Source organism: Oscillibacter sp. GMB15532, assembly GCF_041020825.1.
Taxonomy (GTDB): domain Bacteria; phylum Bacillota; class Clostridia; order Oscillospirales; family Oscillospiraceae; genus Oscillibacter.
This window is the reverse complement of sequence record NZ_JBEVTO010000010.1, coordinates 20,142-32,995: the sequence shown is the minus strand read 5'-3', so window position 1 is coordinate 32,995 and position 12,854 is coordinate 20,142. Positions and strand designations below refer to the sequence as shown.

The window sequence follows — 12,854 nt, the reverse complement described above, 5'->3', positions numbered from 1 at the left end:
TGTTTTTTTATATTCTATCAAAGCAATGCTTTGTTTCCTCCTATGTTACTATCCTCACATATCCTCTTTGCTTTTGCCATAAATCCGCCTTTGTAAATCCCGCATAGCATCATTCCCCGCCGGTGTATCGCGTCATCGCCGTGATTTGTCGCCAGCGCGTCGGCACGGCAGCCACCGCCGCAGGCCAGCTTATGCTCACACTCAAGACATTCTGGGTTGTGATCGGTAATATCGGAAACCTTAATTCCCACAAGAGCGCGGAAATAAGAATCCGGGTCGCCGTAAATTTCGGACAGGCGTGTTTCGGTCAGCTTCGGCAGCCGCTTTTCAACCAGCGTGGACACCCAGCCTATGCAGGGCACAAGTGTACCGTCAGGAAGAATATACGGACGGTTGCGGCACAAACCACAGGAAACGCGCCGCTGGTTAAAGGGGTCTTCCTTATCGTTCTCCCAGAAGGAAAAACCGCCGCCCCGGTACCCTTTTACTACACCCTCCACAAGGTTCAGCCCAAAGGGATTGCCGTCCGTCTTATAGCGCTCCAGCAATTCAAGGTATTCGCCGCAAGTGACCGCCGGAGCGGATGTGACACCGGATACCGCCTCGCCGATGGGGAAGACGAAGCTGACTTTCCATGTGGTTACACCGATGTCCTTCATGAGCTCGTAGGTGTCAAGAACCGTATAAACGCTGTCCGCGTGAAACTTTGAATTAACGAGCAGCGGATATCCTTGCCCGCGTATCATGCGAAATGCCTCTATCGCGATCTTCTCTGAACCGGGGATTCCACGCAGCTCGTCATGGGCTCCCACTCCGTCAAGACTGGAATCGAAGGTCCAGGACAGGTTCCGTTTTTTCATTTCAGCGAAAAAGTCGCCGTTAAGCAGCGTTGCATTTGTGTGAAAGTGCGATATGACCATATCGCGGCGCAGCAGCTCGTCTACCACCTCCCACAGGAACGGTGACATCTGAGGTTCTCCACCGGAGAGCTCCACCTCCATGACACCCGCCTCATCGAATTGGGCAATCATATCAAAAAGCTGGGTTTTTGTCAGGTCTTCATATTTATTGCGTCCCCCGGACATATAGCAGTGCCTGCAGCGCAGGTTACAGTCGCCTGTTATGCTCCAGATCACGCTATGGATATGCCCGTTCGGATGCTTACGGAATTTTTGAACCTCCAGGATGGGCGACGGCAATTGGGAGGCAGAGATAACGCCGTCTTCCAGCATAGTCCGAAGGACTTGACCAATTCTCTCGTCGCTTTCCTCACCGAATTCCGTCACACCATCACAGCATAAAAGTACCGCAAATTCTTCCTGCGACAACATACGCGGTGTTAGTGCATGTGGCCTTGCCAAACAAAAAGGCAGACCATCAAAGCCCCGCAGGCGGTATGGTTCACAAAGCTTGTAATACATTGTCGTTTCCTCCTTTTGCTACATATCTTGTAAAAGGCATGGCATACAGCCACGCCTTTTACAGTCTTGCTTTACGTCCACCCTTTATGATTGAATTTCATAAACGAACATTTAACAATGAAATATCCTAAACCCTAAAGGGTTTCCCGCAGCTGTTACAGAGATACCACCCGGGATTTGTTGGTGATACATCGCAGGAATGAGAGCCACAGTAGGTACAAACAGGATCTACGCAAACTGCGCCGCCGCTTACAATTTCAAGTGCCTCATCCGGGAGTGCCGCTTTGCCGTCGATATAGTCCTGCGCCTCCTGTTCCGTGATATCCTTGCCGAGCTTTTCCTTTGCGAGGGTAATGATTTTTTCTGTTGTCATTGTGATTTTCTCCTCGTTAAACCAATAATTTGTGGTTTTCAGTGTAGCGATTTATTTAAAAATTCTCAATGGGTTTGCTATTTTCCGCAGATTTTAGGACAGAATATGCAGATGATGTTCCCATGCCCATGGCCTTTTCCGGGTTTGCTGTCCGCTGCGGATGCAAAATGGTTTCTCCGTTTTTGAATCAGCCTGCAATTGGGGTATAGCTCCATGCGTACCCACAGGCATGGCAGACATAAGTTCCGTTAGAGCCAATTCCTACGTCAGGTGACTCGCATTGGGGACAGCTTCGTGAGTTACAATTCCCACCGCCGTTTACGATATCAAGGGCCTCGTCCGGGAGAGCCGCTTTTCCGTCGATATAATCCTGTGCTGCCTGTTCCGTGACATCCCTGCCGAGCTTCTCCTTCGCAAGGGCAATTACGTCTTTCGTTGTCATTGTTATTTTCCTCCTAACCTTTCCATCCATGCCCACAGTCATTGCAGGTGTAGTCTGTAATAAAAGATACACTCCCACCGAAAGCAGAATATGTACTGAGATTCACCGAGCCGCATTGCGGGCATTGTATCGGACTTCCACAAGTTGCATTGCTGTGCCCTGCGCCGTTTACAATATCAAGCGCCTCATCCGGGAGTGCCGTTTTGCCGTCTATATAATCCTGTGCCTCTTGTTCTGTGATATTCCTTCCAAGCCTTTCTTTGGCAAGGGTGATAATTTGTTCTGTTGTCATTGTAATTCTCCTCCTATGCTTTTGCTATTTATTGGGTTTCAAATCAACTCATAAATAGGGTATTGCGCCAGTCAAATTCCTTTTTTCGGCTCTCAAAAATCTACAACTTTCAAAAATGTGTACCCACAGTCCTGGCACAGAAACTTATAAACAGAATTTGTTGGGTCGTCTACTAAATTTGTCGAATGGCATAGCGGACATTTTATTGTCAGGCAGTCTCCACCGCCGCTGACGATATCAAGTGCTTCGTCCGGAAGTGCAGTCTTTCCGTCGATATAGTTCTGCGCCTCCTGCTCTGTGATGTCCCTGCCAAGCCTTTCTTTGGCAAGGGTGATGATTTGTTCTGTTGTCATTGTAATTCTCCTTCTTTTATTTTTTCGGCAGACAATACAAGGTTAAAGCACTCTGAACGGGACCAGCTTCTTCGGAAATCAGCGTTTTGCGGTCCTTGTCCAGATAGAGGGCGTAGCCGTCGTCGCAACTCCAGCGAAAGGTCTCGCCCATGGGAATTTCCGCCGTCCGGATAGCACTGTCTTCCATCTGTATGGATACCGTGGCCTTATCAGCATCCAGATATTCCTGTACCGCATCGGTGTGCCGCACCTCTTGGTCATAGAGCATCACACCGGAGGCGATTTTTTCCTCCGAGCCATCGGGACGGCGGAGGGAGAAATCAAGGGACAATACGCGGAAATCATCAGCGGCAAAGACGGTCGTTGTTATCATCTTATCCTCAGTGGTGGCTTTCCAGGTCACGGAGAGCTGGTCGGCATAATCCTGGCTGATGTCCGCCTGAGTTTCACATACCAGATTGCCGTTGACATCGGTGGTCTGGGAGGTAAATTCGCTCCCAGGCACCATAAATAAGTAGCTGCTGACTTGAGACTCTTTTGTGGCGGATATCTTATAGGCGGATTTGCCCTTTTCCCGGGAGAAGGTGAGACTGTCCGTCCCATAGCCGGTATAACCGGGATCGTCTTCCGTGACGCAGCAATTCCCGTCTGCGTCCTTAAAATAGGTCACATGCATGGTGTCTCCACCGATGTAATCCAACTGGGAGTAGGTGATGGTCTTATAGTTTTCCAGCAGGTGAGCCGCCCTATTGACCTCCATTGCCTGATCCATGGTCAGCGCAGATGCTTTCGATGGGCTGAGTGCAGGCGTATTCTGACATCCTGAAAGCAGACCCAGCGTTATCACAAGCGACAAGACCAGAATTATTAATCCTTTTTGTTTCATAGTGCCTCCTCTTTTCATAAGATGGACTTCTTACTTCATTGCGTTTCCTCAAATGCCGTAATCAGCCGGTCAAAGCGCGAGGTGAACGCATCAATGTAGCCGCTGTTCTCAATATCCACCCCGGCGAACCTCAGCATCTCCACGACGTTTCCGCTGTCGCCCGCCTTTAGGAACGCCAGGTAGTCCTCTGCCGCACCCTCTTCACCAGATTGGAGGCGTTCGGCAATGTTGCAGGCGGCAGCGATACCCACAGCATATTGGTAAACATAGAAGCCGTTGTAGAAGTGAGGAATGCGTGCCCAACCGGCAGCGTAAGCATCGGTTACGGCATATTCAGGGCCAAAACAGTCACTAGTTGTTTGCAGCCACAGCTCGTCCAGCTTGTCAGCAGTCAGCGTTCCTCCATTTTCCACCTCCCGTACCATTGTCTCCTGGAAATTAGCAAAGAAGGTCTGGGTGAAAAACGTACTATATAACGTAAACATCTGCTGGGCAGCGTAATATTGCCGCTCTTTCTCCGTCTTGGCATTTTCCATCAGATAATCGGAGAGCAGCAGTTCATTTAAGGTGCTTGTCACCTCGCTGGTCAGACTGCTGACATTCTGGTCATAACTGCTCTCCTGGTTTTGGGAATACATCATATGTACTGCGTGCCCAAGCTCGTGAGCCAAGGCGGAAACACTGCTAAAATTATCGGTATAGTTGAGCAGAATATAGGGGTGCGTACCTGGCACTGATGCAGCAAAAGCTCCGGTAGACTTGTTTTCAGCGGGATAGACATCAATGGCATCGGTCGAAAACATCACCTCCAACTTCGCGGCATAATCCTCACCCAAGGGCTCCAGCGCCTCTTTCACAAGCTTCTGGGCTTCTGCATAGGAGTATGCTGTGCCGGGGTCGTCGGCGATGCTTGCATTTGTCTCAAAATTATAGAGCTCTGTAACGTCCAGAGACTTCTCCAGCAGCGTGAAATACCGTTCCATAGCGGGTCTTGCCTGATCTGCCGCAGACAGGACACTGGAGTAAACTGACATAGGTGTATCCTCCGGTGCTAAGGCAGCCTCCAATGCCGAGCTATACTTATGACTGACGGCACTCTTGGTTACGGCAGTATAATAATTTTGCATATTCTGGGCAAGGGTGTTGCGGAATTGATGGTAAGGCTGCATCATGGCATTGTAATATGCGATGCGAAATTCTTGTGTATAATCCTTGTTATAGGCGGCAGAATAATTATTTTCGTTTGCCTCACGCTCGCTTCCATCCGGAAATCTGATGTTAGAAAAGGTTAGGTCACTGCCTGTAAGAGAGCCATACAAGGAGTATGCTCCATCACGAAGCTGATAGAGCGGCTGTAAAAGCTGCTCCTGTGCCTCCGGCAGCGTATGGGTGCTTTGCGCACGGTCACGGTTGAACCAAGTGAGATATGGCTTCATGCGTGCATCCCCCGCCACCTTATCCAGAAAGTCGCTGCCGTTTGCAAACAGCTCCGGCAATGCAAAAGCCGTATCAGTAGATAATTTAGTAATTAAATTACTTACCCTGCCGGACAGCTCTTTGGCGGTGCTGTCGGATTGATCTTTATACACCTGCAGGCCGGTATAGGCATCTAACCTCCCAGTCAGACGGTTCATTTCATCATAGCCTGTATAATAGCTGATCACACGATCCACCGTGTTCAGCTTGCCGCGCAGTGCAGTAAGCGATTTTATTTGAGTCTCTGCCTGAGAAAATTCCGCTTCAAATGCTTCCTCATCCGGATAAATGGTACTTAAATCCCACGCTATTTCTTGTGGAGTGACAGACTGTTCCGCTGTCGCGCTTGCGTTCTGCGCTTGATTGGAGCCGCAGGCCGTCAGCGACAGTGCCATCGCCAGTACCAGCAGAAATGAACACATTCGTTTCATAAACACTTCCTCCTTTGTAATCAAATTTTCTTTGTCAGTGTCAGGATATTAAGCCCGTCGTGATATTCATATACCACGGTATCCATGGATTTCTTCACCATGAAAATGCCCAACCCACCAATATTGCGATCCTCGGCAGAAAGAGTAGTATCTGGGTCCGGCTTCCCGGTGGGGTCATAAGGGAGGCCATTATCGGCAAAGCGCAATATAATGCGTCCGTCTTCCATGCTCACACCGACAGTAGCATCGTTTGCGCCTGAATATCGGGCGATATTGGAGAAAATCTCATCCACTGCGATGTTTATTTGGGTAATTACTTTCATGGAAATACCCACAGTCTCCAACTCTTGCTCTACAAAGGCAGTAACCTGTTCCATCGACTCCAGTGAGGGAGCTAGCTTCAGTTTTCTCATGCCGGGGCCGTTCTGAGGCATTAACTCAAGGCTTAGCATCGTGATATCGTCAAATTGAGGTGCCTCTCCTACAAAGGCATCAATATCCTCTTTCATGCAGTGCAACAGGGTTTCACAGTTGACCTCCTTGTTTCGGTTCAATGCATCCAGCATCCGACCGGTACCGTAGAGCTCATTGTGAGCGTCAGTAGCCTCAGCCACACCGTCAGTATAAAGGAACAATCGGTCACCAGGCTCCATCTGAAGTTCATATTCCTTATAGCGGGAGCCTTCCATTCCGGCCAGCACGAAGCCGTGCTTGTCCTTCACCAGTTCATAGTCGCCGCCCCTGCGTTTGAGCACCGGATATTCATGTCCTGCATTGGCACAGGTCAGCTTACCAGTGGAAATTTCCAAAATTCCCAGCCAGACCGTAACAAACATCTCAGCCTCGTTGCCCACGCAGAGCTGGTTGTTGACTTTTTCCAGCACATCCCTTGGCGAAAGTCCTGTCTGAGCCACATTCTTGATGAGAGTTTTGGCAATCACCATAAAAAGAGCCGCCGGGACGCCCTTACCGGATACATCGGCCATTACCATAGCCAGTCTGTCATCGTCCACCAGGAAGAAGTCGTAGAAGTCGCCGCCTACCTCCTTAGCGGGAGTCATAGTGGCGTAGATGTCCAATTCAGGTCGTTCGGGGAATGCAGGGAAGATGCTGGGAAGCATACTTGCCTGAATGTGTTTGGCTACGTCAAGCTCCGCCCCGATGCGCTCCTTTTCGGCTGTGACTAACGTTAGGTCGTTGATATATTGTTCAAGGGATAGTGCCATATGATTGAAGGAATCTGCCAGATCACCAATTTCGTCATTGCCAGTAATTTCTGCCCTATATTCCAGATTTCCCCCGCGAATCTCTCCCACATCGTTTCGCAGTGACAGCAATGGCATTGTCAACTGTACAGCAAAACGCCTCGTAAGGATAATAACGATGAAAATGATGACTGCAAAGGATATAACAAAGATCAAAATCGCAGTCAGTATATTCCGGCGCATGGATGCAGCGGTATCATCAGTCATAGTGTTGATGCTCTCGCGTATTTGTGCCACAGGTTCCGTGATATCCGATGCGGGAACATAGATGGCAAGGGTCCAATCCGCAGAGGCAACAGGCGTGTACGCATAATAAATATCAGATGAGGTTAGGGTGACACCGGTATTTCCGCTCAGCAATTTGTCCTTTGCCTCATAAGCGGGAAGAGAGGTATCCTTCAATATATTCTCAAATTCACTCTGCTCCGATGTCATTTGCGGAGAGGCGATGATTCTTCCATTTTTATCAATCAGCATGGCATAAGAGTTTTTTCCGAGGTCGATATCTATAATCGTTTTATTAAGATCAGTGATCAATATATCCATACAGACCACACCAGCGAAACACTTGTCCTCATCGTAGAACGGTGCCGCACAGCTGATGGTAAGGCCTCGTCCGTAAGTGTCGGGATAGGTATCGGTAAAAATGGGTTTCCCGGCTTCCTTTGCGGAAGCATACCAGGATGCATCAAAATAATCGTAATATTCCTCTGCGGCGGCTGTCGTGTCTCCCAAGTCGGATCGACTGTCATAGCTGAGCATAAATCCGCTTTCTGTTCCTATGTAAATTGTTGTGATCATCTCCTTTTCTGCGGTGATGACCGGTTTAAAAACATATTCAAGGTTTCCGAGCAGCATTATTTCATCATGAATATTGTTGAGTGCAATGTCCTTTTTTGCCAGATAACGCTGCATGGTCAGCGCATTTGCATTTTCTTTATCTGGCGGCAACACCTCTACCGGGACAAAATCTGATGAATTATTATAGAGCCTTTCGGCATATGCTGCAAATTGACCGGCATAACTTGAAAATTTGCCAAGCTCCGAATCTGCAAGCTTTGCTTTGCTCGATACAATATCAAGCAAATTCCGTTCCATTTGGGTAAGCAGTGCTTCTGCTCCATTTTTCGCTGCGGTATCTCCCAGAGCCTTTCCTGCCGACAGTACATCACTCTGTATTTTCAACATACTGAAAACGCTTACAATGCTGGTAAGCAGCAATGCCGTAACTGATATTGCAAGAACCATCGTCTGTACTTTTTTTCGGATCGGCCTTCTTTTTTTATCCATTGATCTGTGCCCCCTTATATGACAATGTGGATTTGGTTGATTCCCCGGCGGTATTTGTAAGATGCCCGAAGTGCACGGTGCTTGATCAGCTGGAGTCCGAACCTATCTTCCGATTCTTCATCTTTACCTGCTACAAAGGGATTATAATGTCCGCCCTGATATTCAAACCAAAGAGAAAAACTATCGCTCTCATAAAACCGAATACTGACCGAAGCATCAGGCTGTTCGGCAAGAATCCTGATCATCACTTCTTCAATGCAGTTCTGTATGCCATACAGATTTTTTCTGTCGATTTTATGAAGCAGGAAGTATTCCGCAAGCAGATCATTGAAATTGTCCAGACTGCCCGGATCGGAAGCAACGCTGCCAGAAACATCCGGCAGTATATGCGCCCAGAACGGCAGAATTGGGCTGACACATACAATGGAAGTCAGCAGAATAATTACTGGAATTGCCACAAGCACGCTCATAGAAAGATACGCAATAAAGACCGTTAAAAATGAACCGCCTGTCAGGAATGCAAAGCTGATGCCTCCGCAAATTGCCGAAAGGATCACTGTCAGCACAATATATCTGAAATAATCATTCTTCTTTTTCAAGTGAACGCTGTGTGGTGTTACTCTTCCATGCCACAATAGCCATATTCCCATGCCAAACACCAAAATACTAGTTTCTTCAAACAACAGTTCCGGTAATGCTGCGTCGGTAATGATTGAAGCCAGCATACTGCCAATCAAGCATCCGAGAGTTCCATACCAGCCAAACAACAATCCCAGGGTAGCAGGAAGAAAGTTCTTAATGCCGATAAAAGCACCAAATTCCAGAAATCCAGTCATTCTCACCGATAAATCAAGCAAAAAGTATCCCGCTACGGAACCCAATATCAGCGGAATATGTTTCTCAAAATCAATTTTTTTCACGTGCAAGCCTCCTTTTCACAGCCATCGTAAAAGAGGAGTCCGCAATCAATATTCCTGCTACCATTATGATTGCTCCTGCAAGCTTCCATGAAGTGATTGTCTCAGCTTGTGTACCAAATAATCTTGCAAGAACAGGAGACATCAGCATCGTGATGACAATTTCAGAGGAGAAAATCAAAGAGGTGTTCAGAGCATTGACATATCTTTGGGCGTATATCTGCACAATGCCATACAACCCACGGATAAAAAGGCTGATAAACAGCACACTCCACCAGAATGCCGCATCGGATGGCAGTGACATTGTGATGTTTTTAAGCTTTGCCTCACCAAACCAAAATGCCAGAGCAAAAAGCGCATTGAAAAACATCTGTCCCATGGCAAGGATGGACGGATTCGATTTTGCTGTAAAATCTCCGGTCATAATGATGTATACTGCAACAAAAATATCGGCCGCAACAAGATAAAGGATATGGATATTCAGTACACCTGCAAGGTCTGCATTCATGATCAGAAACAAACCCGCAAGTACTACCCCAATACCAATTAAGTTGGATCGGTTCGGTTTTTTTCTGTAAAGTACAAATGAAATGCCAGGGATAAACACAAAATACGCCGACAGCACGCATGCACTGATGGTAGCGCCTACGCCTGAAGTTCCAAGCAGTACGAAAAGGTTGAATCCAAACAGCTCTGCGGACAAGATCAAGCTTTGCAGAATCTGACTTTTATCGATCCGAAACAGCTCGCCCCAAAATAGGACCAGCATAATACAAAAGCCGATCAGATTCGTAATTGCAAGAAATGCGAAGTTCGAAACGGACTCCGGAACATTGGCAAGAAAAACATACTGGATCGCCGCAAAAAAAGTGATGATAAAAAGTGAAAGATTTGCTTCTGTTTTATTCATTGTTTACCTCGCACAGCAGATATTTTTCAAGTAAGATATCCGGTTGATAGGATAGTTTTGCGCGCCTTAAGCCTTCGACGCCAACATCCTCCTCACGATTGATATACTGGTACTCGCTGCAGCATATTCTCACCAGATCACGGTTCAGCGCCCTATATATATCAGGAATCCTGCGATCACCCTTTTCGATAATCACATCAAAACTGTTCGCCGACAGCGGTACACCATATGCATAACCGCATAGAACATGATCAATATACATTACGATTCCGGTGAGCTCCAGCTCTGAAAAGTTGGAAAGCCCAAGCTGTATTGCAATATTTTCATGCGCAAGCTGAACATCCTCCTCGCCATTCAGCCGGGTTTCAAGCCACATTTTCTGAAACCGCCGGATCTCGTCCAGATGCTTCTCTTCGATTATTTCGATGCGGGTTCTGCTGCCATAGTTGCGATAGAAGGATCTGATATCATACCGTCTGGAGCGCAATTGAGGTCCAGGCAAATTCACCAGCTTGTCATAAGTATAAATGTACTCCGAATAATCACGGAGTGACGTTACCGAAAACTTGCCCGGAAACAGCCTGACTGCAGCATCCTTTGCCGCTGCAGTCAGAGTTTCAAAGCGAACTGTTGCTTCATGAAAATGTGCGTCTTCAAGAATCGCCTCGATTGCGTCCCTAAGCCCACCTTCATTGGAATAGTCTCCCATAGGGAATAGATAGACTCTTTCAGTTTTACTGCTTATGCCGGCACGATGGATAAACAGCCATCCGTCCTTTTCACAGACGGAGTCACAGTATTTGTCCGCCAGACAGAACATGGCAGCAAAGGAGTGCTGGCACGAGCCTTCTCCATACTTGTACAGGTACGGGTTAATTATTTTCTTGTGTTTCAATGTTACAGCTTCAAAATTCATCATATATCTCCATTGGCGGGTGACAATTATTCCGCCTTCCTTTTTATTCCCTATTCCACCGTCAGAATATCGGCAAATCCAGTTACCTCAAACACCTCAAGAATGGTCTCGTTGGCATGGCGGATTACCATTTTTCCCTGTTTATTCATTACCTTCTGAGCGGAGAGCAGCACACGCAGTCCGGCGGAGGAAATATACTCAAGCTCGGCAAAATCCATCACGAGGGAATCCACGCCGGTAAGCGAGGTCTTCAGCTCCGCTTCCAGATGGGGGGCCGTCGTGGTGTCAAGGCGACCGGTCAGAGCCACGGTCAGTTCGGTTGCGTTCAAAGTTTTGTTAATTGTCATTTTCTTTTCCTCCGAATTAAAGTGTTTTGATTACAGTCATTTCCAGCTTATTGTTGCGGACACCGATGGACACATCGTCTGCAAAGTTTGCGATGATGGATTTCTCCATGCCGTCCCATTCGCTTTTGATTTTCTCCTTCGGGGCTGATTCGATATATTGTGAGAGTGTCCACATGGAGACGTACTCGCCGCCCGGGGCGCTCAGCCCATAGGCCCAGACGGAAGCGCTCAATTCCTGCCCGGCCCCGCTTTCCAGTGCCTCCAAAACAGCACCCAGCATTCCTTTAATCCCCTGGTTTGCGGCGTTTTTGCCGCTGCTGCTCATGGAGAGGAAGTGCTGTCTGGCCTCCTCGTTCACCCGCGTTTTTGTACTGATTTGCAGGGCATACCGCCCATTGTCGCGCCTTACCTCAAAATCCAGTGTGCCGGCTCCCAAAAGCTCCTTGCACATGGAGAACATTTCTTCCGTAAGGAGCCGCAGACAGCCGCTGTCTTTGGGGCTGAGCCCGTCCAGCGTGTCGATCTGCGTCAGCGCTTCGCTCATGTTGCTTTCTGTTATTCTGATTTCTTTCATGGTTTGTACCCTTCTATGTAATTTTTCTAATTTCCGTGTTATGGCAGACCGGGCATTCGGGCATCGGGCAGTAGAAGACGGCTCCGCACTTACATTGATAACCGCCTCCGGCAGAGATAGCCTGCCCGGATTCCGCTATGCCGCCCACAGCCGCGTCCAGCTCGTCGTCGGACAGCCTGGGCGATGGCTTGCTGCGTTTCAGACGGCATATCCCGTAATGCGTTTGCTGCTCCGTGTTTTCCCGGAAGTCGGCGTACTTGCAATACCAGCATTCCCGCGCGCTGGTCAGTGCGCCCTTCTGCCGTTCAAAATGCCCGCAGCATCCGGTAGACGTGATAATCGGCCGTCCTGCCTCTGTCATGCCGACGACATCGGGGATGCCTCGTGCAGTCATTGTTTCACACTCCTTTTCAACCTTTTGCCTGTCGAAACAATCGTGGCTGTGAAAGCAAACGCATTAGCCGCAGTTTTGCGGAAACGGATTGGATTTCTGCTCTGTGGGCTTCGCATGGTCCGGCGTGCCTAACATGCCCTCACACGGATTCGTCACAATGCCCACCTGATTTACTAAGCCCCCTGCCGCCTGATCCATCTCCTCGTCGGTGAGGATGTTTTCCTGTTTATCCAAATTCTTATTGTCGGTCATAATCATTTCCCTCCATTTAATTTTTGTTAATCCATGGCGTGTTTACGTTTACTAACCTTTGTTATTCACAGTGATTAAGGACCACACTTCATATTCATAGCCGCATTTTGTACAGCGTGCTAAATTATTTGCGTACACTTTCATCTCCGAGTTGCACTTTGGGCAATAAGGATTCCAATTTCCGCTCGTTCTCATTCCGCCCGCCACGCGATCCAGTTCTTCCTCTTGCAGCGCGTCTGCCTGTTTTTCCAAATTTTTGTCGTTTTCCATGAAAATGACCTCCTTCAATTTTCTTAAAACAATTTAGTTTTACCC

16 protein-coding genes are annotated in these 12,854 nt (G+C 48.1%); all 16 read right to left on the bottom strand.

The features are described 5' to 3' along the window. Window positions 1–17: 17 nt before the first annotated feature. Window positions 18–1,421: a radical SAM protein gene (locus ABVS15_RS12220; protein ID WP_369283963.1), complete on the bottom strand. Its 1,404-nt coding sequence runs from the start codon at window positions 1,419–1,421 to the stop codon at window positions 18–20. A 127-nt stretch (window positions 1,422–1,548) separates the two neighbouring features. Then, on the bottom strand, window positions 1,549–1,794 hold the full coding sequence (locus tag ABVS15_RS12215) for a hypothetical protein (protein ID WP_369283962.1): 246 nt from the start codon (window positions 1,792–1,794) through the stop codon (window positions 1,549–1,551). A 187-nt stretch (window positions 1,795–1,981) separates the two neighbouring features. Continuing rightward, window positions 1,982–2,236, bottom strand: a complete 255-nt coding sequence (locus ABVS15_RS12210) for a hypothetical protein (RefSeq protein ID WP_369283961.1) — start codon at window positions 2,234–2,236, stop codon at window positions 1,982–1,984. Window positions 2,237–2,249: 13 nt separating this feature from the next. Then, the gene (locus tag ABVS15_RS12205) at window positions 2,250–2,528 is read right to left on the bottom strand and encodes a hypothetical protein (protein WP_369283960.1); all 279 of its coding nucleotides are present in this window, start codon (window positions 2,526–2,528) and stop codon (window positions 2,250–2,252) included. Window positions 2,529–2,620: 92 nt separating this feature from the next. Then, on the bottom strand, window positions 2,621–2,881 hold the full coding sequence (locus tag ABVS15_RS12200; protein WP_369283959.1) for a hypothetical protein: 261 nt from the start codon (window positions 2,879–2,881) through the stop codon (window positions 2,621–2,623). Between the two features lie 16 nt (window positions 2,882–2,897). Beyond that, window positions 2,898–3,767 (bottom strand): hypothetical protein, encoded by an 870-nt coding sequence (locus ABVS15_RS12195; protein WP_369283958.1) that lies wholly within the window; start codon window positions 3,765–3,767, stop codon window positions 2,898–2,900. A 35-nt stretch (window positions 3,768–3,802) separates the two neighbouring features. Beyond that, entirely contained in the window at window positions 3,803–5,674 is a 1,872-nt protein-coding gene (locus ABVS15_RS12190; RefSeq protein WP_369283957.1) for a M3 family metallopeptidase, read from the bottom strand. Between the two features lie 20 nt (window positions 5,675–5,694). Next, window positions 5,695–8,229: a SpoIIE family protein phosphatase gene (locus ABVS15_RS12185; protein ID WP_369283956.1), complete on the bottom strand. Its 2,535-nt coding sequence runs from the start codon at window positions 8,227–8,229 to the stop codon at window positions 5,695–5,697. A 14-nt stretch (window positions 8,230–8,243) separates the two neighbouring features. Beyond that, complete coding sequence (locus tag ABVS15_RS12180; RefSeq protein ID WP_369283955.1) at window positions 8,244–9,149, bottom strand: hypothetical protein; 906 nt, start codon at window positions 9,147–9,149, stop codon at window positions 8,244–8,246. Continuing rightward, a complete protein-coding gene (locus ABVS15_RS12175; RefSeq protein ID WP_369283954.1) occupies window positions 9,136–10,056 on the bottom strand; it encodes a DMT family transporter in 921 nt (306 codons plus the stop codon). The genes ABVS15_RS12180 and ABVS15_RS12175 overlap by 14 nt, the downstream gene beginning before the upstream one ends. Then, window positions 10,049–10,972, bottom strand: a complete 924-nt coding sequence (locus ABVS15_RS12170) for a DUF2156 domain-containing protein (RefSeq protein ID WP_369283953.1) — start codon at window positions 10,970–10,972, stop codon at window positions 10,049–10,051. The genes ABVS15_RS12175 and ABVS15_RS12170 overlap by 8 nt, the downstream gene beginning before the upstream one ends. Before the next feature lie 50 nt (window positions 10,973–11,022). Next, the gene (locus ABVS15_RS12165; RefSeq protein WP_369283952.1) at window positions 11,023–11,319 is read right to left on the bottom strand and encodes an STAS domain-containing protein; all 297 of its coding nucleotides are present in this window, start codon (window positions 11,317–11,319) and stop codon (window positions 11,023–11,025) included. A gap of 16 nt (window positions 11,320–11,335) precedes the next feature. Then, entirely contained in the window at window positions 11,336–11,893 is a 558-nt protein-coding gene (locus tag ABVS15_RS12160; RefSeq protein ID WP_369283951.1) for a hypothetical protein, read from the bottom strand. Between the two features lie 13 nt (window positions 11,894–11,906). Further along, on the bottom strand, window positions 11,907–12,287 hold the full coding sequence (locus ABVS15_RS12155; RefSeq protein WP_369283950.1) for a hypothetical protein: 381 nt from the start codon (window positions 12,285–12,287) through the stop codon (window positions 11,907–11,909). A gap of 63 nt (window positions 12,288–12,350) precedes the next feature. Next, complete coding sequence (locus tag ABVS15_RS12150; RefSeq protein ID WP_369283949.1) at window positions 12,351–12,539, bottom strand: hypothetical protein; 189 nt, start codon at window positions 12,537–12,539, stop codon at window positions 12,351–12,353. Window positions 12,540–12,590: 51 nt separating this feature from the next. Continuing rightward, window positions 12,591–12,809, bottom strand: coding sequence for a hypothetical protein (locus tag ABVS15_RS12145; protein ID WP_369283948.1), 219 nt, complete (start codon window positions 12,807–12,809; stop codon window positions 12,591–12,593). Window positions 12,810–12,854 lie beyond the last annotated feature (45 nt).